The following is a 23,754-nucleotide window of genomic DNA, read 5'->3' as shown; positions in this document are numbered from 1 at the left end:
ATGATTAATGAGAAAAGTAGTAGGCTAATTTGGATTTCGTGGCTATTGATTATGCCTTTACTATTCTATTATGCTCATTTGATTAGCCCTCTTGAACATATAGAACGATCAAGCTTCTTGATCATCATTTGTCTTTTCTTAATTGTGGCGAATATGCCAATCCAAATTAATGATGCTACTTTTTCATTTATATTAGGCGTATCAATCTTAGTTTTTTTATCATATGGATTATTTGCTGAATTATTAATAAGTCAATTAGCATATGCCATTTTATACATAAGAGTAAGTATTCCTAAAAAAACGCTCTATAGAATGCCACTTAATTCTATAATGTTTGCGCTTTGTTCAGTAGGAAGTGCATTACTTTATAATTTAGTTGGGGGAGTAAGCGAACCATCAGGCACAAAGGAAATGCTAAGTAGTTTAATCCCAATTCTTGTCTATACTCTAGCATCCTTTTGGATCAATCAAATCGTTATTTATTTTGTCACAGTTTATCTATACAAAAGGGATGTTAAAATAATCAATAGAGAATTTAAGTGGGATCTTTTTATCAGTCTCTTGATGTACCCTATTGGAATCAGTTTATATTTAATGTTAGAAACAAAGGGCTATATTACACTATTTTATATAGCAATTTACTATATCATTTTAATGATCATTTTAAATTCTCTTTCATCTGCATTAAATATGAATAAGTATTTAAAGCAGACGATGAAAATTAGTCAAAAAATGACTCAAAGAATGGAAGAAGATGATGTAATTGACGAATTTTTTGACCAACTAACAACTCTCATTCCTGTTTCATATGGTACTTTGTTTTTAGTTGAAAATAGTCAATTAAAATTAAAAAGACATTTTATAAATAAAGTCGATGAAAAAAACTTTAGTTCTCCAAACTTTAACTTATTTGAAGGTTCGATTTCTGAGAAAGTTTTTAATGACAAAAAAGAATATATTTTTACACGTCGTTCTCAATGGTTTACTAACGATCATAAAAAATATATGGAAGCAGAAAGTTTATTGTCTATCCCGATTATTAAAAATAATCAAGTTATTGGTGTGTTATCAATAGCTTCAGATCAAAAAAACGCATATAAACGTTATCAGGTAGTCATGATTGAAATATTAGCATTGTATCTTGCGATTGCAATTGAAAATGCAAGATTTTACTTAGAAACAAAGACGAAAAGTGAAACTGACTCACTGACGGGATTATACAATTTTCAATATCTTGAAGCAAAAATTAAGAATGAATTTGCTAGATTAAAAACATTTGAAATTAAAACCGTTTCATTATTATTAATAGATTTAGATCATTTTAAAAGAGTAAATGATCACTATGGTCATCAGGCTGGAAATGAAGTTTTAATTGAAGTCGCTCAAAGAATAAAAAATGTAGTGAATCAAAACGGATTAGTCGCTCGATTTGGAGGCGAAGAGTTCTCAGTTTTACTTGTAAACCATAGTGAAACTGAAACCTATTCAATTGCGGAGGAAATTAGGACAAACCTTGAAAATATTCCGTTTTTCGTAACAAATCATATGACGAATGAAGAACAACAAGTTCAACTAACAATCACAGCTAGTATTGGAGCAGCGGTAGCCCCATTTGTAGCAAGTGAGCCAACAGATTTAATTCGTTGTGCAGACCGAGCAATGTACTCTGACGCTAAAAATGCAGGTAGAAATAAAGTAGCATTGTATACAAAATAGAAACCGTCAGTTAGAATGATGGTTTCTTTTTTTTTGCTCTTCTCCGAAAGATAATTTTATGCTTGTCGGGGCTGACCAAACGCCTTCCACTTTTCGAATAGTCCAGTTGTTAGCCCCTCGAGGTCATAAGCCAAATTCCAGCAAAGGTAAAAAGCAACCTTTACTAGAACCTGTCTTATGCTTGTCGGGGCTGACCAAGGCGCTTCCACTTTTCAAGTTGTCCAGTACCAAAAGCTAGCTCTTCGGTAATATTCCATTCATCTTTGAAGTGGAAATTCACCACTTCTTCAGATGAATGGAGATATTCCCTTCAGAGCTGAGAGAACTTTTTCCACATTTTGTTGTTGTCTATATTTGTTGAGCGATACAGGTTTGTTCTCGACAAATGTCTACGAGTTTTTTTAAATTTGTGTGTTAGTATTCTTTTACGTTATAAAATAATCTATTAGGAGGATTCAAATGGACAAGTCCTCAAAAATATCGATTAAAATTAATGGAGAGGAAAAACAGTTTGAAGAAGCAGTAGTGGATCCTCCCGAGAAAGTGCAAAAGTTTGAGGAATTTGGATGGGTTTTACCTACTCCTGACGGTTTAGGTAAAAAAGTAATTGTACTAGATGATGTAAAAAAGAAGAAGAAAGAGAAAGTGAAAAAGGCTAAAAAGAAAATTTCTTTTTTTTCTTCAAATTCCGCATATAAAAGTATAATTATCTCCATTATAAGTGCAAGTTTGATTGGTTTATGTTTTGGATTTGTATTTTTAGGGATTTTTAAACAATCGAAGCCTGACACTCAAAGTCCAGTAAACGGAGAAGTCTCAATAACCTCTCCACCAACTCAATTAAAAATACCTTCTGTTTCGTTTGATTTGGCACAGGTTGGAATGTTTAAAAATATGGAATCTGCAAAGAAAAATGTAGAAGAAATAGCTGCATTAGGTTATAACCCAATAATCTATAAAAAGAATGATGCTTTTTTTGTTGTAATTGGAATCAGTGGAAAAGATAGTACTTATTTAGGCGATGTTGTAAAAAGGAAACTTGATAGTGTTTATTTAAAAGAAGAAACGATAGCAGGAGCGACCTATACCGGTCCAAAAAATTCAGTTGATATGTTTAACGCTGAGGTGGAAACATTTGCTTTTATGTTATCCTACTTAACTAGTACTAATTTTAATAATGAAAAACAACTTGAACAAATAAACTCGACATTATTAATTTTAACGAATCAAAAAGATCAGATAACGAACAAAAAACTATTAGATGGACTAAAGAACTTACAAAATATTGAAAAAGTAATAACTGCAAATAAAAATGATACATTGAGTCAAATTACGGAATCGGTACAATATGATGTTTTATCATTATTTAAAATATTGAAAGAACAAAAAAATACACTAACAAATTAATTTTTGTTAGTGTATTTTTTGTTAAATTATTGTAAAAAAACTAATTTTGAGATTAAAAATGGCTTTATAAGCTTTAATTAAATGGGATATCATTTGAATATTATCTTGAAAAAATCTAAAATAGATTACATTTCTATTAAATAATATATGTTTGATAAAGATTTGTTTTAATACATAGCAAATCTTTCAATTTTATTACATTTATATAACGAGTTTAAGTCGAAAAGTGTTTTTTACTAATTTGTGTTATAGTGGGTATCTAGGTAGGATGAAAGTGTATCCTTCCTTTTAAAATTAAATAATAGGTGACTAAAATGAAAAAACTTATATTAGCCTCTGCGTCTCCTCGAAGAAAAGAATTACTTAGCATGTTAAATATTCCATTTGTTATAGAAACAAGCCAAGTTGAAGAAGTAATGGATCAAAATTTAGATTCATCTGAATTAGTTATGAAGTTAGCAGAAGAAAAGGCAATTGATGTATACAAAAAATTTCCAGATGCAATTATTATTGGTGCTGATACAATTGTAACTTATAATGATAAAAAGCTTGGAAAACCCTCATCGAAAGAAGATGCATTTTCAATGTTAAGGATGTTATCTGGGAACACTCATGAAGTTTTTACTGGTGTTTCGATTGTTCATGAAGGAAAATGCACAAACTTTTTTCAGTGCACTAAAATAACGTTTAGTGAATTAAGTGATCAAGAAATATTAGATTACATCGAATCGAAAGAACCAATGGATAAGGCTGGGTCATATGGTATACAGGGTTTTGGAGGAACATTCGTAGAAAAAATAGACGGCGACTATTTTTCTGTTGTTGGACTTCCAATTAATAAAGTAAAGAAAAAACTTTCTGAACTATATTAATCAGCGATTTGAGGTGGTACTTTGCAAGATACTCTTCTCATGAAAGATTTTCCAAAAGAAGATCGACCAAGAGAGCGGTTAATTAAAGATGGTCCCCATAGTCTGTCCACCCAAGAATTACTTGCGATCGTTTTAAGAACTGGGACTAAAAATGAACCTGTTTTACAAATTTGTAATCAACTTTTATTGAAATTTGATGGATTAAGATTTTTAATGAACGCATCTATTGAAGAACTTTCAAATATAAAAGGAATCGGTGAAGTAAAAGCTGTTCAATTATTGGCTGCATTTGAACTAGGGAAACGAATAAACCGACTTCAATTTGATGACAGATATAGAATCAAGGGTCCTGAAGATTGTGCGAATTTCATGATGGATGAAATGAGATTTCTTGAACAAGAACATTTTATATGCTTATACTTAAATACGAAAAATCAAATTATTGCCCGCGAAACAATTTTTAAGGGCAGTCTAAATGCATCAATTGTTCATCCACGTGAAGTGTTTAAGGAAGCATTAAGAAGATCTTCCAGCTCAATTATTTGTTTACACAATCACCCAAGTGGAGACCCTACTCCAAGTAGAGAGGATATCGAAGTGACGAAACGATTAGTTGAATGTGGAAAAATAATTGGAATTGAAATACTAGACCATATCATTATTGGTGAACATAAGTATGTCAGTTTAAAAGAAAAAGGTTACGTTTAAGGGTGTTCATTAGTGGCTAATTGTTTTATAATGTAAGTTATGGATAAAAACCTGTTATTTACTAACGATAAGAAAATATAGTATAGATACTTTAAATATGAATTTAAGTTGTACGTTTTAGAAAGGAAGATACATATGTTAGGATTAGGCGGATTTACACGTGATTTAGGAATAGACTTAGGTACTGCCAATACTTTAGTTTTTGTAAAAGGAAAAGGAATTGTAGTTAGAGAACCTTCAGTTGTTGCTCTACAGACGGATACAAAGCAGATCGTAGCTGTAGGTAATTCAGCAAAGAACATGATTGGACGTACTCCAGGCAATGTAGTTGCTACAAGACCAATGAAGGATGGGGTAATCGCTGATTTTGAAACAACGGCTACTATGATGAAACACTATATTCATCTAGCACAAAAAAGTAACGGATTTTTCTCAAGAAAGCCATATGTTATGGTATGTGTACCATCAGGAATTACAGCAGTAGAAAAGAGAGCAGTAATTGATGCGACAAGACAAGCAGGAGCACGTGATGCTTTCTTAATTGAAGAGCCTTTCGCTGCTGCAATTGGAGCAAACCTTCCTGTAATGGAGCCTACTGGAAGTATGGTAGTTGATATCGGTGGTGGTACAACTGAAGTTGCTATTATTTCATTAGGTGGAATAGTAACTAGTCAATCAATTCGTGTCGCAGGCGATGATATGGACGATGCTATCATGCAATATATTAAGAAAAATTATAATTTAGCAATTGGTGAGCGTACTGCTGAGCAATTAAAGCTTGAAATCGGATCGGCTGGAAAAGTAGAAACGAATGAAAAAATGGATATTCGTGGACGAGATCTAATTTCAGGATTACCGAAAACAATTACGATCTATGCTGAAGAAATTGCTACTGCGCTTAGCGATACAGTTGATGCGATTGTTGAATCTGTAAAAAATACATTAGAAAAAACTCCTCCAGAATTAGCTGCGGACATTATTGATCGTGGTATCGTATTAACTGGTGGTGGAGCACTTCTTCGTAACTTAGACAAAGTAATAAGTCAAGAAACAAATATGCCAGTAATCGTTGCAGAAGATCCACTTGACTGTGTAGCGATTGGAACTGGTAAAGCTTTAGATAATATCGATATTTTCAAAAAGAATTACTCTTCAAATTCATACCGCTAAGTAGTTTCTTTCAGCCGAAAATGATTGAGTAATGATATGTAAAGAATGTGTAAGCTATATAATCCTCACTTTTATTAGTGAGGATTATACGCATGAAATCGTAGGAATAAAAAGCCGAATTGCTATAAGAGGGTGTAAGAATGCCACAATTTTTTCAAAATAAACGATTAATGATTGTCTTAGCTGCTATTATCTTATTGGTGGCACTTCTAGGTTATTCTTTAAGAAGTAACAGAAACCTTTCAATTCCTGAGCAGTTTATTAAAGATACAGTAAGTTTGACTGAAAAAGTATTTAATAAACCCGCACAAATTATTGCGGGTTTCTTTAATAATATTTCAGATTTGAAAGATACATATAAGGAAAACCAAATATTAAAGAGTAAACTTGATAAATATGTAGAACTATCTGTTCGCGAAAAAGAACTAGAAAAAGAAAATAAAGAATTAAGATCTATTGTAGGGATAGAAAAAACCTTAAGCGATTATGAAACATTTCAAGCAACAGTAACTATTAGAGATCCTGACAAATGGCAACAAATTATTACGATTGACAAGGGATCAACAAATGGTATTGAAAAAGAGATGGCAGTTATAACTTCAAAAGGTTTAATTGGGAAAGTAAAGAATGTTTCAAAATTTTCTTCGACTGTTCAATTATTAAGTGCATCTGACCGAACAAATCGAATATCTGCGAAAATTCAACAAAAAGACACTGTTTATGGTCTAATTGAAGGTTATGATGTTGAAAAACAAGCATTATTATTTAAACGAATTCCTTCAAATGCTAAAGTGAAAAAAGGTCAAACTGTTGTTACATCAGGACTTGGTGGAGTTTTTCCAGATAGTTTAGTAATTGGAAAAGTAGAAGAAGTTGAACCAGATGAACATGGATTAACACAAACAGCTTATATTAAACCACAAGCGGATTTTAATGATATTAATCATGTAATTGTTGTTAAACGTACAATTGATACGCCAAAGAAAGGAGAGTAGAAAGTAGATGAGTAAGTATGTTTTACCTCTCCTTCTATCACTTCTTTTTATACTTGAAAATATTTATGTATCAAATGTGTCTCCAACAATTTTAGGGAAACAAGGAATTATTGTTCCACATTTTTTGTTTTTTGGATTACTTTTTGTAACTTTATATTATAATCCAAAAAAAGCTCTTATTTATGGGGTTATTTTTGGTGTAATATATGATATTGTGTATACAGAGATTATAGGAATTTATTTAGCTGCTTTTCCGCTATTTATCTTCTTAATTAGTCAGGCAATAAAAATACTTTATGCAAATTTATTTGTTCGAAGTATTCTTGTTTTAATTTGGACAGCTGCTTTAGAATATTTGATATACGGATTAAATGCATTATTTGGATATACAAATATGTTAAATAGTTACTTCATAAATTATAGATTATTTCCGACATTATTACTGAATGCACTCTTTATATTAATTTTCGCATATCCTTTTTCATCATTATTAAGAACAATTCGTGAAAATAATGAGGAAAAATAAAGGATTTTTTGAGTGCATGTCGAATTATACATTCGGGGTGAACACTTATCATGGAACAGAGGCAACAATATGTTACAATAAAAGGAACTAAAGATGGTTTAACAATGCACCTCGATGATACATGTTCTTTTCAGATTTTAGTAGATGAAATTGAAGAACGACTTTCTACCCATTTGTTTGAGAGCAATGATCGTCCATTACTTGCAGTACGATTAAAGATTGGTAACCGCTTCTTTTCTCCTGAACAAGATGAAATAATTCGTACAATCATACGAAAAAAAAATAATCTTGTAGTAGAAACAATTGAAAGTAATGTTGTTTCGAAACAGGAAGCTGTGGAATGGTTAAAAAGGGAAGAAATTGTACCTATTTGCAGAATGGTTAGATCTGGACAAGTTCTTCAAGTTAAAGGTGATTTACTGTTAATCGGTGATGTTAACCCGGGTGGAACTGTTATTGCAGGTGGAAATATCTTTATAATGGGTGCACTAAGAGGTACTGCCCATGCTGGTTTTAATGGTAAGAATGATGCAGTTATTGCAGCATCAATAATGAAACCAATGCAGTTGAGAATTTGCAGCATAATGAACAGAGCACCTGATCATTATGGTGATGATGGCAATGAAATGGAATGCGCATACATAAACGAAGATGACCAAATCATTGTCGATCGCATTCAATTTCTCACTCATCTTAGACCTAGTTTGACAAGGTTAGAAAGGGGCATGATGTAACTGTGGGAGAGGCTATAGTAATTACATCTGGTAAAGGTGGAGTTGGTAAAACAACTACATCAGCAAATTTAGGAACAGCTTTAGCAATGTTTGGTAAAAAAGTGTGTTTAATTGACACTGATATTGGCCTACGAAACTTAGATGTTGTCATGGGATTAGAAAATCGAATCGTTTACGATCTAGTAGACGTTATTGAAGGACGTTGTAAAACGCATCAAGCCCTAATCAAGGACAAACGATTTGAATGCTTATACTTATTACCAGCTGCTCAAACAAGTGATAAAACTGCTGTTTCACCTGAACAAATGAAAGTACTTGTTGATGAATTAAAAAAAGACTATGATTATATATTAATAGATTGTCCTGCAGGTATTGAGCAAGGTTATAAGAATGCTGTTGCTGGGGCAGATAAAGCGATTGTTGTTACAACTCCTGAGATTTCTTCAGTTAGAGATGCTGATCGCATAATTGGATTATTAGAGCAAGAGGATATTGAGCCTCCAAAACTAGTGATCAATCGTATTAGAAGTCATATGATGGAAAATGGGGATAGCTTAGATGTAGATGATATTACTTCTACATTAGCTATAGATTTAATCGGAATTGTTCAGGATGACGAAAATGTCATTAAAGCAACAAATAGCGGCGAACCCGTTGCTATGAATCCGAATTCTAAAGCCTCTATTGCCTATAGAAATATAGCTAGACGGGTGCTTGGAGAATCTGTTCCTTTACAGTCTCTTGAAACTGAAAAGAGTTTATTTTTTAAAGTGAAAAAATTATTTGGTATTCGATAACACTTCGTCTTAATTGCGAAGTGTTTTTTCATTGTCCAATTCTAGTACTTTGATAAAACTATAATCATTTTCGAAATGGGAAGACCACTATTTCATCAAATGAATATAGATTTTCCTATCAGAGTTGTCCGAGTTTGTCTCTAACAGATGCGTTAGTTAGTAGGTGTTTATTAGAAGGCGTTGCTAGTGTTGTTCTTTTGTAATTATCTACTCATAAGTTGTCCACCATTCTCATATAAATTGAATAACAAGATTGCGAGGAGAGGTGACACTTTGAGTAAACGAGTAGATGATATAAGAAAGCGGATTGCTAAGCGACGTGAACAAGAGGAAAAATGGGGTCATCCTAATCAGATGATGACAAAATTCCCATTAAAAGAAGAGAATTCTGAGGGCGGATATACTTATACGTATGACGATTTAGTTGAACAACAAGGTATTAAAAGAATTCAAAACTCAACATTTCTATTTAGGAGTTTATTAAGTGCGGTTATTGTCCTCGGACTAGCAATCGTATTAAAAAGTAACTCTCCTATTGCAACTGAAGTAAGGAACGGACTATCAAAAGTATACAATAGTGAGTTTCAATTCGCTTCCATTCAGAAATGGTATGAGGATCGTTTTGGATCTCCAATTGCTTTTTTACCACAACTTAAAAATGAGAATGATAGGATTGCTTCTGAAGATTATGCTGTTCCCGCGAGTGGAAAAGTACTTCAAAATTTTAAAATGGACGGACAAGGTATATTAATACAAACTGAACCAAATCAAAAGGTAGAGGCTATTAAAGACGGTAAAGTTATTTTTGTAGGGAAAAAAGACCAATTAGGTAATACAGTAAGAATTCAACATGCAGATGGATCTGAATCGTGGTATGGAAAATTAAGTTCAATAAATGTAAAGTATATGGACAGGGTTGACAGTAAAAAAGTAATTGGAACAGTATCAACTGATGCAGAAGGAAATTTTGGAACATATTATTTCGCAATTAAAATGGGTGAAAAATTTATTGACCCGAAAAAGGTGATTACATTTGAATAAATGGTTAAAGCTACCTTCCAAAATATCACTTCATCCACTTTATTTATTAATTGCTGTTATTGGTATATTAACTGCAAATTTTTGGTCGGTTTTTTTTGTAACGATTATTATTTTTTGTCATGAATTAGGACACGCGATCGCAGCGACTAAATTTAATTGGCGGATTAATAAAATTACTTTGCTACCTTTTGGTGGTGTAGTAGAGTTGGATGAGCATGGGAACAGACCAATTTTTGAAGAATTTATCGTTACAGTTTCTGGTCCAATTCAACATTTAACTTTATTTATTATCGCGAAACTCTTATTTGAATTTAATTATATTCCAGAGAATTTATATTCACTTTTTATAGGATACAATGTAAGTATTTTATGCTTTAATTTATTACCGATTTGGCCATTAGATGGTGGTAAACTAATTTATCACTTCCTCTCATTAATTTATCCTTTTGTAAGAGCACATAAATATAGCCTTTACTCATCGTTCGCATTTTTAGCTTTATGTTCATTTGCAACAATTATTATTCAGCCTACAAATATTACAATATGGATTTGTTTACTGTTTTTAATGGTTTCATTATGGTTGGAATGGAAAAATAGGCATTTTGTTGCAATTCGTTTTTTAATGGAAAGATTTTATGGGAGCAAACCATATATACAAAAAATCAAATCGATAAATTTAACAAAAGAGACAAAACTCTTCCAAGTTTTTACTAATTTTCAAAAAGGCTATAAGTACAATGTAGTGTTCTCGATAGATAAAAAAACGCAACAAATGCTTGATGAAAATGAGCTATTACATGCATATTTTACTGAAAAAAAAGCAACATCCTCACTTGAAGAATTAATCAGTTAGTAAAGCATAGGATCAATGAAAAAAGGTGGCTCCAATTCGAAGCCACCTTTTTATTTATTTTGTAATTAGATTATGTTGTTTTAGTACTTAATAAGCTAATCCTAGGAATATTAAGCGTACCATGTTGGAGGTTTAGGAATGTAATCATAATAATATAAGATAGATGATAAACGTTTCTGGTTTATGATATCTTTTGAAACTCTTGATCCCCACTCATCATCTTCACCGTAACTTATGTTCAAAAACTTGTGAGCAGCTGCGATTTTCTTTGAATAACACATCAAGTGATTTGGTTTACGGTAATAATAAGTTGCATCCTCGCCATGTTCAAGTTCTAATCCATATTTACAAACCTTAGAAAATTGGTCATTGTAATTTACTAAAACATCAAAGACAATACAATCGACATTTTTAGTTTCATTTATTGCTGTACAAAGCGCTTCAATATAATTTGACTCCACACGATCATCATCATCAATAAATACTACGTATTCTCCTTGCGCCTGTTCAATAAGTATATTTCTCTTCTCACCGATCGATCTTTTTTTATTTTCTAACAGTACTAAAATTTCAACAGGGAAATTTTGTGATTGCTTATTTAGCTCACTCATCAGTTTAGTTAAATAATTCATTCTTTCTGGAACGGAAGGAATAAGGATAGATAGAGCAATACTCAATTTATCACTCCTAATTAATAAAATAATCAATTTTAACTTTTTGGCTAAGTTAAGGTGTAATTATATTTAACAGAGCCAACTTAAATACTCTAGTATGTTATTCAACAATTTTGTAAAAGTACTGTAGAGAATTTCAGAAGCTAGCTTTTTTTTATCGAAATGAATAAAATGATAGGTATTATAAGATGTTAGGAAGATGAAATTGAAGAAAGTTGTTATGAATGTAAAGCATTCAGAAAAAAGAATTGCCGTAATTGAAAATGAACAATTAGTTGAATGGTTTTCTTCAGCAGACACAAGTTCATTTGTTGGAAATATATATTTAGGGCAAATAAAAGATGTCTTACCGAAATTAAATGCCGTATTTGTTGATATAGGATTAAATAAAAATGGTTTTATGAGATTTGAAGATACTGTTGAAGGTCGAATCCAACAGAATGGTGCGGACGAAGCTATAAAAAGAACATTTCAAAAAGGGCAATATGTACTTGTCCAAGTAATTAAGGATGCGTTTGATGAAAAAGGCCCAAAGCTTACAAATAACCTAGAATTCTCAGGAGACTATGTTGTCTATATTCCACTTACTAAACAGATAGCTGTCTCTAATAAAATAAAAAAAGAAACCATTCGCAATAAATACTATTCACTAGGAAGAGAATATACGGATGGTAATGAAGGAGTAATATTTAGATCCTCATGTAATGAAGCAGATCAGAATGATGTCTTAAATGAATTGAAAAATTTTCAATCGGAATTTAAATCGATGATGCAAATTTCTAAAAAAATAACTTGTGTTTGGGAAGCCAACTCTTTATTCAATAAATTCTTCAAGCTTCATCCGGCTAATACAATTAGTGAAATTATCGTTGACGATTTCTTACTTTGTCAAAACTATTTGCCTGTAACGGTACAAACTAGTTTATATAGAGGCAAAGAAAATATTTTTGATGCTTATAAAATTCAAGAACAAATTGATAAATCATTTAAATCAATTGTTTGGTTGAAAAATGGTTCATTTCTAATAATAGAACAGACTGAGGCAATGACTGTAATTGATATAAATACTGGTAAATTTAATGGGAAACATAATCGAGAAGAAACGATCTTTCAAACAAATCAATTAGCAGCAGTGGAGGTTACTCGTCAATTGAGACTAAGAGATATCGGTGGGATGGTCGTAATCGATTTTATCAATATGCAATCAGCAGAGATGAAAAAAAATATATATGATCTCTTAAAGGAATCTTTTAAAGATGACCGTGCGGTTACAAAATTGTTTGGTTTTACAGACTTAGGATTATTTGAGCTAACTAGAAAGCGAACAACTCACTCGCATATAGAGGCGACACATCAAAAATGTCCAATTTGTAATGGAAGTGGAATGGTAAAAGGTGCAGAGCAAGTTGCTTTTGAATTAGAAAGAGAACTCTGGGAAGTAGCCAATAGTGATTATGAAGCATTACTTGTGGAATGTAATCAAGAAGTTGCAGATTTACTAAAAGGTAAGAATGATGAACATATAGATAGGCTTGAAAAAGCATTATTTATGAAGATATATCTTAAAATAATTCCTTCAAAAATCCATTTCTATGACATTGTGAGAACAGGTTCAAATAAGGAGATTTCTGGGTATATAGACAGAGTTCAACGCTGAAGTAGTTGTTGACATTCATATTGCAACATGGTAACATCATAATGTTATTGTTTGTAGCGCACCGTGCTACAACCGCACATAGCAGGTATTAAAGTGCTAATTATAGCATGCCTGTAATTGGCGAGTCTTAGACTATTTGAGGAGGTGCAATTATGTACGCAATTATTGAAACTGGTGGAAAACAAATCAAAGTTGAAGAAGGTCAAGTTATCTACATTGAAAAACTTGATACAAACGCAGGTGACACTGTTACATTCGACAAAGTTTTATTCGTAGGTGGCGAAAGCATTAAAGTTGGTAGCCCAACTGTTGAAGGTGCTTCTGTAACTGCTAAAGTTGAAAAGAACGGTAAAGCTAAAAAGATTCTTGTATTCAAATACAAATCTAAAAAGAACTACCGTCGTAAACAAGGTCATCGTCAACCTTACACTAAAGTTGTTATCGAAAAAATCAACGCTTAATTTTAAGTAATGACAAATATAACAATTGAACGTTTACAAGATGGACGAATTTGTTCCTTTATTATAAGTGGACATGCATTTTTTTCTGAATACGGTACTGATATTGTCTGTGCTGGTATTTCAGCTGTTTCAATAGGAACAGTAAATGCATTGGAAGCTCTTTGTAACATTGACGCAGAATCATATACGCAAATTGATGAAAAACAAGGTATCTTGAAATATCAATTACCTATGAATTTGACCAATGAAGAAATGCAAAAAGCGCAACTTATCCTTGAGGCGATGCTTGTATCTTTACAATCGATCGCAGCAAGTTACGGTGACTATGTCACTATAAACGAGTAAAACAGGAGGTGTAACCATGTTAAAATTAAATCTTCAGTTATTTGCTTCTAAAAAGGGAGTAGGTAGTACAAAAAATGGTCGTGACTCAGCTTCGAAACGTCTAGGTGCTAAACGTGCTGATGGACAATTCGTAACTGGTGGTTCGATTCTTTACCGTCAACGCGGCACTAAAATTTACCCAGGCGTAAATGTTGGTCGTGGTGGAGATGACACTTTATTTGCGAAAGTTGATGGCGTTGTTAAATTCGAACGTTTAGGCCGTGACCGCAAACAAGTAAGTGTATACCCTGTAGCTCAAGAAGCTTAAGAAACTAACTTAGAAACTCTAACCTTTTAGGTTAGAGTTTTTCTGTACATTTGACAGTTTTAATTTTCTATCTTTTTGCTTTTTCGTGAAATTAATAATTGTATTTTTATGATAAAGTAACCTCTCAAACTATATGCTCCAAATACTCGAGCATTTTACAAGATAAACAGTGGCGAAGACTTACGATAGTGATTTATCAAATGCCGAGTTTACTTTATATTATTGCCTTCTTATATTTCAAAAATGTAAACCTATAGGAGAGTACGATGCAGGAGAAATGGGACGTTCTAGAGGTATTAAGACATTCACGTCATGATTGGTTAAATCGAATTCAATTAATAAAAGGATATATGGCTACAGGTCAAGCTGAACGGCTTGAAGAAACAATGACGAAAATAATTGCTGATTCTTTGAATGAAGCCAAAATATGTTCATTACAAATTCCTACTTTTGCGGAATTTATAATTACGTATAATTGGAAACCTCGAACGATTGTACTAGATTATGAAATTTTAGGTGAACCATGTTCACTAAAAAATTTAGACGCAATTATGACAGATTGGATTCGTGAATTTTTAGGTAAACTAGAATCATGGGTACATATTTACGAGGAGAATTACGTTAGCCTAACAATTGAAATAAATGATGAAACAGTTTGTTTCTTTTTTGACTTCCGAGGTAAACTAACAAGGAAAGAAGAAATGTTAAAATGGATTGTCACATCATCAAATGACACTTCAAAGATTCGAATGATGTCATATTTTTGTGAAACAGATGAATGCAGTATTGAATTTAAATTGGAAAAATAAAGAGTGGTGGATTTATGTTTATTGATCAAGTCAAGATATTTGTAAAAGGTGGCGACGGCGGTAACGGAATGGTAGCTTTCCGTCGTGAGAAATACGTTCCAAAAGGTGGTCCAGCTGGTGGCGACGGAGGCAAAGGTGCCAATGTTGTATTTCGAGTTGATGAAGGTTTAAGAACATTAATGGATTTCCGTTATAAGCGTCATTTTAAAGCAGATCGTGGTCAACACGGTATGTCAAAAAGTCAACATGGTAGGAATGCAGATGATATGATCGTTAAAGTACCACCTGGTACGATTGTAACGGATGCTGATACGGGGGAATTAATAGCTGACCTTACTATGGATGGTCAAACAGCAATTATTGCTAGAGGCGGACGTGGAGGACGCGGGAATTGTCGTTTTGCTTCTCCGGCGAATCCTGCTCCAGAAATAGCTGAAAATGGTGAACCAGGTAAAGAACGTAACATCCAGCTAGAATTAAAAGTTTTAGCAGATGTTGGGCTAGTTGGTTTTCCGAGTGTAGGTAAATCAACATTATTATCAGTAGTAAGTTCAGCTAGACCAAAAATTGCTGAATATCACTTTACGACAATCGTTCCTAATTTAGGGGTTGTTGAAACAGAAGATAATCGTAGTTTTGTAATGGCAGATTTACCAGGTCTAATTGAAGGAGCTCATCAAGGTGTTGGTCTTGGACACCAATTCCTACGACATATTGAAAGAACTCGTGTAATCGTGCATGTGATTGATATGTCAGGTCTTGAAGGAAGAGATCCTTACGATGACTATCTAACAATTAACCAAGAGCTAAAAGAATACAATTTACGTTTAACTGAGCGACCACAAGTAGTCGTTGCGAACAAGATGGATATTCCAGAATCTGAAGAAAATTTAATTAAATTTAAAGAGCAGGTTGGAGATGAAGTTCAAGTCTTCCCAATTTCTGCAGTAACACGTCAAGGTTTACGTGATTTATTATTTACTGTAGCAGATTTAGTTGAAACGACTCCAGAATTCCCACTTCATGACGAAGAAGAGGATAAACCATTACGAGTTCTTTATAAATACCAAAAAGAAGCTCCTACATTTGAGATTACACGTGAAAGCGATGGAACGTTTGTAGTTAAAGGTGAAGAGTTAGAAAAAGTATTCAAAATGACTAATTTTGAACGTGAAGAATCAATTCGTCGATTTGCTCGTCAAATGCGAGGAATGGGAATCGATGAAGCTTTACGTGAACGTGGCGCGAAAAATGGTGATATCGTTAAAATTTCTGAATATGAATTCGAATTTATCGATTAAATATAAAAAAGGTAAGCAGTTTACATGCTTACCTTTTTTATTATGAAGGAGAATCTATAAGTATCTGTGCTTCTTTTAATGCAGATAAGGCACTTGTAATTTGTTCTTCATTTTCCGCCTCAATCGTATGCAGATGTGTGCCGTTCGTTAAATTAGATAATGGTGATGACTTAGTCTCATTCATTTTTTGTATGAAAATGGCGATATCATATCTATTTGTAATTTGTAATTGTGCAGTGATGTATCCATAAACAGGATGTTCTACCATTACGTCCTTTATGGTTACCCCATGATCGACTAAAATTTCTAATTCTGTTTGTGTTTCCGCAGGAGAGTGACGACAAATTATAACTTTTTGTATTTTTTGAGTTCCTTTGTCTGGATGAATATATATATAACCTTGTGCAGTAGCTAGAATAGGCTCATTCTTTGCTTTTAATAATGTAATATCTCCAACGACAACCTGGCGACTGATATTCGCTCTTTTTGCCAATGAGTTCCCAGATATGGGATTTTCTGATTCCTTTAACCACTGTAGTATTTTTTGTCTTCTTTCTTCCCCTAAAAGTTTTTTATTCATTTGTCATATCCCCGGTTATTAAATTTTGTTTCATAATTAATCTTAAGATAGTAGATAGTTTAATCAAGTCATCCTGTGTAGTAAACTGTCCGATAGAAATCCTAAAAAACTGTTTAGCTTCATGTTCACTTCTACCAATTGCGAGTATAGTATCAGATGGCTTCTGCATGCCGATAGCACATGCACTTCCTGTTGAAATTGCAAATTGATGTCTATTACACTCCAGCATCACGAATTGTCCTTCAAGACCAACGATCCTCATACCAATTATATTAGGAATACAGTCCTCATCAGAACCTTCAAAAACGACAATTTTTTGAACATCTTGAAATTCGGCTTTAAATGAATGCTTTAAGGCTTCTATTCTTTTTTGTTCACCTTGACGTTTACTTATCAAATGTCCAGCTGCTGTTACAAAAGATGCGATTGCAGGTACATTTACTGTCCCCGGACGAATGCCACTTTCATGGGATGTTCCTGGATAGATCGGCTGACATGATAATTTTGGATTTAGATAAAGTGCGCCAACCCCTTTAGGTCCGTATAGCTTATGACTCGAGATGCTTATACTTGATACGTCCAAATCAGCGAGACTGATTTCTAATTTTCCAAATGATTGTACACAATCGCAATGAAGCATTATATTGAAAGGCTTAAATAAATGCGCAATTTTTTTTATTGGTTGGATTGCGCCAATTTCTGAATTTACATGTTGAAAGATCCCTAAAATCGTATCATCGCGAATTTCTTGTTCAATTAATTCTAGAGAAACAATTCCATCTTTAGAAACTGGAACATAGGTTATTTCATATCCTTGTTCTTCCAATACTTTGAAATAATTGCTAATCGATGAATGTTCCAGTGTAGTTGAAATAATATGACGTCCACTTTTCTTTGCACTTTTTAAAAGTGTTTGTATAGCAAGGAGATTGGATTCTGTTCCTCCACTAGTAAAGTAAATTGATGCGGGACTTGCATTCAGAAAACTTGCCAATTGCTTTCGACAAGCTTCTAGTAATAATGAAGCGTTTGAGCCTGTATCGTGTAAACTTCTTTCGTTCCCAAAATAATTTTTTGAGGCAGAAACAAAGGTTTCAAGTGCTTCCTCACTCATTGGTGTTGTAGCAGCATAGTCTAAATAAATCACTTTGTAGCCTCCTATTTGATTCGTTCAAAAAAAATTTCTTGTCATTAGTTTAAATATATGTAAATATAGGTGTCAAGACAGCTTTTTATAAATATGATAAATTTTAAATAGATGTATGTGTAAATGGAGGAGGGCAACTATGCGAAAAGCAGATGTTGTCATTATTGGCAGTGGAATTGCTGCTTTAATGGCTGCTGAGGAAATTTGTCAGTCTAGAAATGTGATTCTATTCACAAAGAGAAGAGTCTGGGACAGTAACTCAATGCTAGCACAAGGTGGAATTGCTGCTGTTATGTCAGAAGACGATTCCTGGGAGCTACATCAACAAGATACTCTTGAGGCAGGTTGTTATGTAAATAATACACTAGCAGTAGAGGAATTAGTAAAACAAGGGACAAAATCGATAAATGATCTTGTTACATTGGGAATGGAATTTGATAAAAATCAAACCGGTGAGTATCATCTTGGAAGAGAAGGAGCACATCGTAAAAATAGAATACTTCATGCAGGTGGCGATGCAACAGGAAAACACCTTGTTAAAGCTGTGTATGAGCGTGTAAAAGATAAAATAACGATTATTGAAAATGAGATGGCCATTGATTTAATGATTCAAGATGGACGTTGTATAGGCGTTTATGCCCTAAATGAAAACGGTGAATTAATGCCTTATTATGCAAATACGACATTACTTGCAACCGGTGGTATCGGAGCAATGTATCAATTTAGCTCGAATAATAAATCCATTACTGGTGATGGGATTGCAATGGCGTATCGCGCCGGATGTCAAATGGAAGATTTAGAATTTGTTCAATTTCATCCAACGATGCTTTATATAAATGGAGAATGCAAAGGGTTAGTTTCGGAGGCTGTAAGAGGCGAAGGGGCATACCTCGTAACTAAAAGTGGTCGTCGAATCATGAAAGGAATTCATCCATTTGAAGATTTAGCGCCTAGAGATGTTGTAAGTAGAGCAATTTTTAATGAAATGAAAAATGGTGAGGATGTATTCTTAGCTATTCATTCAATAGAGAATTTTGAAGAACGATTCCCAACAATCTCTATGAATCTTATAAATAATGGGATTGATATTGAGAATGGTTTGGTTCCAATTGTACCAGGAGCGCATTTCCATATGGGTGGGGTAAAAACAACAACAAATGGAGAAACAAATATCTCAGGGTTATATGCAGTTGGAGAAGTTGCTTGTACGGGCGTTCATGGGGCCAACCGACTTGCAAGTAACTCACTTTTAGAAGGAATAGTATTTGGACAGAAAGTTGCTAGATTCATAGCTGAGTTGCCTATTGAAACGATGGAATTAAACTTACCTAAATATAGCGTGCCTAGAACGAGGCCGCTACCAACAAAAAATGAAATAAGAGAAATAATGATGAATTATGTTGGAATTGTTAGAAATGAAGAACGTCTTAAGAAAGCTATCGATTATTTTTCTCATTTTTTAGAGTCTGATGAGATGGAATTGCAACCGATGAAAATGGATGAAATAGAAAGATATAATATGCTGATCACTGGAAAGTTGATTGCGGAATCTGGTTTATGTAGAAAAGAGAGTATTGGCGCACACTTTATGGAAGAGATTAATCAGCCAGCTAATTTATAAGGGGAGAAATCATGAATACTTTAAAAGCAAAGAAAATGATCGAGCAATTTTTATTAGAAGATATTGGTGAAGGTGATTTGTCTTCAATTCATATATTTCCAATTCACGAACGTTCAACTGGAAAAGTAGTATCAAAAGCAAGTGGAGTAATATCAGGAACTTCATTAATCGAAATGACTTATAAATTACTGCATGAAGATATTCATGTTGTACTTCATGTGCAAGATGGAGAGACTGTTCAAGCAGGTCAAATGATCGCAGAAGTTGAAGGTCCTGTACAAGTATTGTTATCAGGCGAACGAGTAATGCTAAATCTATTACAACGAATGAGTGGAATTGCAACGATGACATTCAATGCAGTTGGAACACTTAACGATGATCGAATTAAATTAGTTGATACTAGAAAAACAATGCCAGGTTTAAGGTTATTTGATAAATATGCCGTTACTTGTGGTGGTGGAGCAAACCATCGTTTTGGTCTTTATGATGCAGTTATGCTTAAAGATAACCATATTGCATTTGCTGGCTCAATAAAAAACGCGGTAGAAGCTTTACGAAATAAGCTAGGACACATGGTTAAAATTGAAGTTGAAACAGAAACAGAAGAACAAGTGCTAGAAGCGGTTGAAGCAGGAGCGGATGTCATTATGTTTGATAACCGAACACCTGAGGAAATTAAGCAATTTGTTAAACTTGTACCTGAAACAATCACAACTGAAGCATCTGGAGGAATCACACTAGAGAATTTAGCTAGCTTCCAAAATTGTGGTGTAAATGTAATTTCATTGGGATGCTTAACTCATTCAGTAAAAGCATTAGATATAAGTTTCTATTTGTAATTGAAAAGGGATTGGAGTGGGGAAAATGAACGTTTTAGATATGATTCAAAAAAACGAAGGATATCAAATTCCTGAAGAATATTATACATTGTCGACTGAAGAAATGGAAAAAAGGGTGAAAGAGATAAAAGAGAGATTAGGTGACACTCTATTCATTCCTGGACATCATTATCAAAAAGAAGAAGTTGTAGTATTTTCTGATTCAACAGGTGATTCTCTTCAATTAGCTCAAGTGGCTTCAAATAATAAAAAAGCGAAGTATATCGTATTTTGTGGCGTACATTTTATGGCAGAAACTGCAGACATATTAACTGAAGATGAACAAATTGTCATTTTACCAGATATGCGTGCTGGTTGTTCGATGGCTGACATGGCGGATCATCATCAAACAGACCGTGCATGGGCTGAACTACAAAAACTGTTTGGTGATACAATTGTTCCATTAACATATGTAAATTCGACAGCAGCTATTAAAGCATTTGTTGGTAGAAATGATGGAGCGACGGTTACGTCTTCAAATGCCAAGAAAGTTGTTTCATGGGCATTTACTCAAAAAGAACGTATATTATTCTTACCTGATCAACACTTAGGCCGTAATACCGCATTTGATTTAGGAGTTCCACTAGATGAAATGGCAATTTGGAATCCAATTACAGACACATTAGAATATGATGGCGATATTAATAAAATCAAAGTAATTCTTTGGAAGGGTCACTGCTCTGTCCACGAAAACTTTACAGTTAAAAATATCGAAAACGTACGTAAAGACCATCCTGATATGAGAATTATCGTGCATCCTGAATGTTCTAGAGAGGTTGTAGCTGCAAGTGATGATAATGGTTCAACTAAATATATAATTGACCAAATTGAGGCAGCTCCGTCGGGTAGTAAATGGGCGATCGGAACAGAAATGAACTTAGTTCAACGAATTATCAAGAATCATCAAGATAAAGAAATTATTTCATTAAATCCATTTATGTGCCCTTGTTTAACAATGAATCGAATCGATTTACCACATTTATTATGGTCGTTAGAAAATATTGAAAAAGGTACGATTCAAAATATTATTAAAGTGGATAAAGAAACTGCACAAGATGCAATTAAAGCATTAGATAAAATGCTCGAGTTGGCTTAAAAATAAATAGTATTAAGAAGATCATTTAGTCGCTTTGACTAGATGATTTTTTTATAGAAAAAGCATGAAAAAAGTAAATAATTATACAAGCTCTAGAAGATAAATTAAATTTCCTTCAATCATAAATACAAATTTACAGACATACATTGTTGTGAGGTACTAACTGTGTACAATCTAACGTAGCGGCGATTGGTCAGGAGGGGAAAAGGTGAGAATTCATATAGTTCAAAAGGGCGATACTCTTCGGAGCATTGCTCAGAAATATAATATCGACTATGACGAATTAGTCAAATTAAATGCGCAATTAAGTAATCCAGACATGATCTATCCTGGCATGAAAATTAAGGTGCCGGAAAAAATGAAAGAAAAACAAACTCCTTTAGGTTCTCAAAAGGAAGTTCAGCTTTCAAAAGAGCCAAAAACAAGTATTAAGTTGGATTTGGAAAATGAAAAAGAACAAGTTAAACCCGTTGAAGAAATTACACCAGTTGCACCAGCTACTACAAAACCAGTTGAAAATAATACTTTTAATATTAATGTAGAAGTTTCACCTTCAACGATTAAACCTGTTATTCAAGTACCAATTCCACCTGCAAAGCCAACTGTATCTCCTGCTGCAAATAATAGTAATCAACAAGTATCTCCTGTTCAAACTGGAAAGCCAAACGCGAATATACCGCAAGTAGTTTCGCCAGTAACAAATAATAATCCAATAAATGAAAGTATGCTAAATGTGAACACCAAGGGAGGACAAAACATGTCAGAGAAAAAAAACTACTTCCCAGGATCATTAGTTTCTCCAACTACGCCAAATACAAATCAACAAGTATCACCAGCACAAACTGGAAAGCCAAATCAACAAGTATCACCAGTACAAACAGGTAAGCCAAATCAACAAGTATCACCAGTACAGACAGGAAAACCAAATCAGCAGGTGTCACCGATCCAAGCGGGAAAACCGAATCAACAAGTTTCACCTGTTCAAACAGGCAAACCAAATCAACAAGTATCACCGATTCAAACAGGCAAACCAAATCAACAAGTATCACCGATTCAAACAGGCAAACCAAATCAACAAGTATCACCGATTCAAACAGGCAAACCGAATCAACAAGTGTCACCGATCCAAACAGGCAAACCAAATCAACAAGTATCACCGATTCAAACAGGCAAACCAAATCAGCAAGTATCACCTGTTCAAACAGGCAAACCAAATCAACAAGTATCACCGATTCAAACAGGAAAACCAAATCAACAAGTATCACCGGTCCAAACAGGCAAACCAAATCAACAAGTATCACCTGCTCAAACAAATAAAGCTCAGACATTACCGGCATATATGGGGCCAAATCCAAACGCACCACAAACATTACCAGCATATATGGGACCAAATCCAAATGCGCCACAAACAATGCCAGCTTATTATGGTCCAAATGCGCCACAAACATTACCGGCTTATTATGGTCCGAATGTACCGCAAACATTACCAGCATATATGGGTCCAAATGAAAATTATCCATACTATCCAGGTAGAGGAGAAGGTGGAACTGGGTTACCGGCGACACCAGGTTTTGGTCAAATGCCTCTGCTTCCGGGAATGACTGGAACAGCACCACCAGCAACAGGAGGAGTGCCGACACCACTACCAGCACCAGTGCCAACACCACTACCAGCACCAATTCCAGCACCTATACCTGCACCAAATGCACAAACATTACCGGCTTACTCAGGGCCAAACGCACAAACATTACCGGCATATATGGGACCAAACGACAATTTCCCACAAACAATGCCAGCATATATGGGACCGAATGAAAACTTCCCACAAACAATGCCAGCATATATGGGACCAAATCAACCATTCCCGCAAACAATGCCAGCATATTATGGTCCAAATGGGCCGTTCCCACAAACAATGCCAGCATATTACGGACCAAATGAAAATTTCCCACAAACAATGCCGTTAATGCTTCAATAAGAGTTTCAATTAATGAATTAAAAATTTGGCTACCATTATATCAAAGTATGCCTGAAATTACTGAAACAGAAATCACTGTGC

The 23,754-nt window shown here is 33.9% G+C and carries 24 protein-coding genes and 1 other annotated feature; of the genes, 21 read left to right on the top strand and 3 right to left on the bottom strand.

Going from position 1 to position 23,754, the window contains the following annotated elements; translation table 11 throughout:
- The 11 genes from B7R65_RS11265 to B7R65_RS11215 all read left to right on the top strand — a co-directional run bounded on the left by B7R65_RS11265 (position 1) and on the right by B7R65_RS11215 (position 10,819).
- Positions 1 to 1,716 carry a sensor domain-containing diguanylate cyclase gene (locus tag B7R65_RS11265; RefSeq protein ID WP_088042889.1) on the top strand — a complete coding sequence of 572 codons (1,716 nt, stop codon included), beginning with the start codon at positions 1 to 3 and terminating at the stop codon, positions 1,714 to 1,716.
- A 459-nt stretch (positions 1,717 to 2,175) separates the two neighbouring features.
- Positions 2,176 to 3,123: a hypothetical protein gene (locus B7R65_RS11260; protein WP_088042888.1), complete on the top strand. Its 948-nt coding sequence runs from the start codon at positions 2,176 to 2,178 to the stop codon at positions 3,121 to 3,123.
- A 314-nt stretch (positions 3,124 to 3,437) separates the two neighbouring features.
- The gene (locus B7R65_RS11255; protein WP_088042887.1) at positions 3,438 to 3,995 is read left to right on the top strand and encodes a Maf family protein; all 558 of its coding nucleotides are present in this window, start codon (positions 3,438 to 3,440) and stop codon (positions 3,993 to 3,995) included.
- Between the two features lie 39 nt (positions 3,996 to 4,034).
- Entirely contained in the window at positions 4,035 to 4,703 is a 669-nt protein-coding gene (gene radC / locus B7R65_RS11250) for a RadC family protein (protein WP_088043209.1), read from the top strand.
- 135 nt (positions 4,704 to 4,838) lie between these two features.
- Positions 4,839 to 5,873 (top strand): rod shape-determining protein, encoded by a 1,035-nt coding sequence (locus tag B7R65_RS11245; protein WP_088042886.1) that lies wholly within the window; start codon positions 4,839 to 4,841, stop codon positions 5,871 to 5,873.
- Positions 5,874 to 6,013: 140 nt separating this feature from the next.
- On the top strand, positions 6,014 to 6,868 hold the full coding sequence (gene mreC / locus B7R65_RS11240) for a rod shape-determining protein MreC (RefSeq protein ID WP_088042885.1): 855 nt from the start codon (positions 6,014 to 6,016) through the stop codon (positions 6,866 to 6,868).
- A 7-nt stretch (positions 6,869 to 6,875) separates the two neighbouring features.
- Positions 6,876 to 7,394, top strand: coding sequence for a rod shape-determining protein MreD (gene mreD / locus B7R65_RS11235; protein ID WP_088042884.1), 519 nt, complete (start codon positions 6,876 to 6,878; stop codon positions 7,392 to 7,394).
- Positions 7,395 to 7,441: 47 nt separating this feature from the next.
- Positions 7,442 to 8,128 carry a septum site-determining protein MinC gene (minC, locus tag B7R65_RS11230; protein ID WP_088042883.1) on the top strand — a complete coding sequence of 229 codons (687 nt, stop codon included), beginning with the start codon at positions 7,442 to 7,444 and terminating at the stop codon, positions 8,126 to 8,128.
- Between the two features lie 2 nt (positions 8,129 to 8,130).
- Positions 8,131 to 8,925: a septum site-determining protein MinD gene (minD, locus tag B7R65_RS11225; protein WP_088042882.1), complete on the top strand. Its 795-nt coding sequence runs from the start codon at positions 8,131 to 8,133 to the stop codon at positions 8,923 to 8,925.
- Between the two features lie 273 nt (positions 8,926 to 9,198).
- A complete protein-coding gene (locus B7R65_RS11220) occupies positions 9,199 to 9,966 on the top strand; it encodes a M23 family metallopeptidase (protein WP_088042881.1) in 768 nt (255 codons plus the stop codon).
- Positions 9,959 to 10,819: a M50 family metallopeptidase gene (locus tag B7R65_RS11215; RefSeq protein WP_088042880.1), complete on the top strand. Its 861-nt coding sequence runs from the start codon at positions 9,959 to 9,961 to the stop codon at positions 10,817 to 10,819. Before B7R65_RS11220 ends, B7R65_RS11215 begins: the two co-directional genes overlap by 8 nt.
- Before the next feature lie 110 nt (positions 10,820 to 10,929).
- Here B7R65_RS11215 and B7R65_RS11210 read toward each other — a convergent pair whose 3' ends face one another.
- Positions 10,930 to 11,496, bottom strand: coding sequence for a glycosyltransferase family A protein (locus B7R65_RS11210; RefSeq protein ID WP_256941283.1), 567 nt, complete (start codon positions 11,494 to 11,496; stop codon positions 10,930 to 10,932).
- A 202-nt stretch (positions 11,497 to 11,698) separates the two neighbouring features.
- On the opposite strand from B7R65_RS11210, the gene B7R65_RS11205 reads away from it, so the two are divergent.
- The 6 genes from B7R65_RS11205 (at position 11,699) to obgE (ending at position 16,373) form a co-directional block, all read left to right on the top strand.
- The gene (locus tag B7R65_RS11205) at positions 11,699 to 13,150 is read left to right on the top strand and encodes an Rne/Rng family ribonuclease (RefSeq protein ID WP_179194843.1); all 1,452 of its coding nucleotides are present in this window, start codon (positions 11,699 to 11,701) and stop codon (positions 13,148 to 13,150) included.
- Positions 13,151 to 13,210: 60 nt separating this feature from the next.
- Positions 13,211 to 13,288, top strand: a sequence feature (ribosomal protein L21 leader region).
- 14 nt (positions 13,289 to 13,302) lie between these two features.
- On the top strand, positions 13,303 to 13,611 hold the full coding sequence (gene rplU / locus B7R65_RS11200) for a 50S ribosomal protein L21 (protein WP_088042878.1): 309 nt from the start codon (positions 13,303 to 13,305) through the stop codon (positions 13,609 to 13,611).
- Positions 13,612 to 13,620: 9 nt separating this feature from the next.
- The gene (locus tag B7R65_RS11195; RefSeq protein WP_088042877.1) at positions 13,621 to 13,956 is read left to right on the top strand and encodes a ribosomal-processing cysteine protease Prp; all 336 of its coding nucleotides are present in this window, start codon (positions 13,621 to 13,623) and stop codon (positions 13,954 to 13,956) included.
- A gap of 16 nt (positions 13,957 to 13,972) precedes the next feature.
- A complete protein-coding gene (gene rpmA / locus B7R65_RS11190) occupies positions 13,973 to 14,263 on the top strand; it encodes a 50S ribosomal protein L27 (RefSeq protein WP_088042876.1) in 291 nt (96 codons plus the stop codon).
- Between the two features lie 266 nt (positions 14,264 to 14,529).
- Positions 14,530 to 15,072, top strand: a complete 543-nt coding sequence (locus B7R65_RS11185; protein WP_088042875.1) for a Spo0B C-terminal domain-containing protein — start codon at positions 14,530 to 14,532, stop codon at positions 15,070 to 15,072.
- A 14-nt stretch (positions 15,073 to 15,086) separates the two neighbouring features.
- Positions 15,087 to 16,373, top strand: a complete 1,287-nt coding sequence (gene obgE / locus B7R65_RS11180; protein WP_088042874.1) for a GTPase ObgE — start codon at positions 15,087 to 15,089, stop codon at positions 16,371 to 16,373.
- Positions 16,374 to 16,413: 40 nt separating this feature from the next.
- Here the strand turns inward: obgE and B7R65_RS11175 are convergent, their stop codons facing one another.
- Complete coding sequence (locus B7R65_RS11175; protein WP_088042873.1) at positions 16,414 to 16,953, bottom strand: transcription repressor NadR; 540 nt, start codon at positions 16,951 to 16,953, stop codon at positions 16,414 to 16,416.
- The gene (locus B7R65_RS11170) at positions 16,946 to 18,100 is read right to left on the bottom strand and encodes an IscS subfamily cysteine desulfurase (protein ID WP_088042872.1); all 1,155 of its coding nucleotides are present in this window, start codon (positions 18,098 to 18,100) and stop codon (positions 16,946 to 16,948) included. The genes B7R65_RS11175 and B7R65_RS11170 overlap by 8 nt, the downstream gene beginning before the upstream one ends.
- A gap of 139 nt (positions 18,101 to 18,239) precedes the next feature.
- Here B7R65_RS11170 and nadB point away from each other — a divergent pair, with 139 nt between their 5' ends.
- The 4 genes from nadB to B7R65_RS21910 all read left to right on the top strand — a co-directional run bounded on the left by nadB (position 18,240) and on the right by B7R65_RS21910 (position 23,673).
- The gene (gene nadB, locus B7R65_RS11165; protein ID WP_179194842.1) at positions 18,240 to 19,721 is read left to right on the top strand and encodes an L-aspartate oxidase; all 1,482 of its coding nucleotides are present in this window, start codon (positions 18,240 to 18,242) and stop codon (positions 19,719 to 19,721) included.
- Positions 19,722 to 19,732: 11 nt separating this feature from the next.
- Complete coding sequence (gene nadC, locus B7R65_RS11160) at positions 19,733 to 20,560, top strand: carboxylating nicotinate-nucleotide diphosphorylase (protein WP_088042870.1); 828 nt, start codon at positions 19,733 to 19,735, stop codon at positions 20,558 to 20,560.
- A 25-nt stretch (positions 20,561 to 20,585) separates the two neighbouring features.
- Positions 20,586 to 21,695 carry a quinolinate synthase NadA gene (nadA, locus tag B7R65_RS11155; protein WP_088042869.1) on the top strand — a complete coding sequence of 370 codons (1,110 nt, stop codon included), beginning with the start codon at positions 20,586 to 20,588 and terminating at the stop codon, positions 21,693 to 21,695.
- Positions 21,696 to 21,903: 208 nt separating this feature from the next.
- Positions 21,904 to 23,673: a SafA/ExsA family spore coat assembly protein gene (locus B7R65_RS21910; protein ID WP_088042868.1), complete on the top strand. Its 1,770-nt coding sequence runs from the start codon at positions 21,904 to 21,906 to the stop codon at positions 23,671 to 23,673.
- The last annotated feature ends 81 nt before the right edge of the window (positions 23,674 to 23,754 follow it).

Source organism: Bacillus sp. EAC (assembly GCF_002156875.1).
GTDB lineage: Bacteria > Bacillota > Bacilli > Bacillales > Bacillaceae_G > Gottfriedia.
Note: the sequence above shows the minus strand (reverse complement) of the source record. Positions and strands in the feature narration are given on the sequence as shown.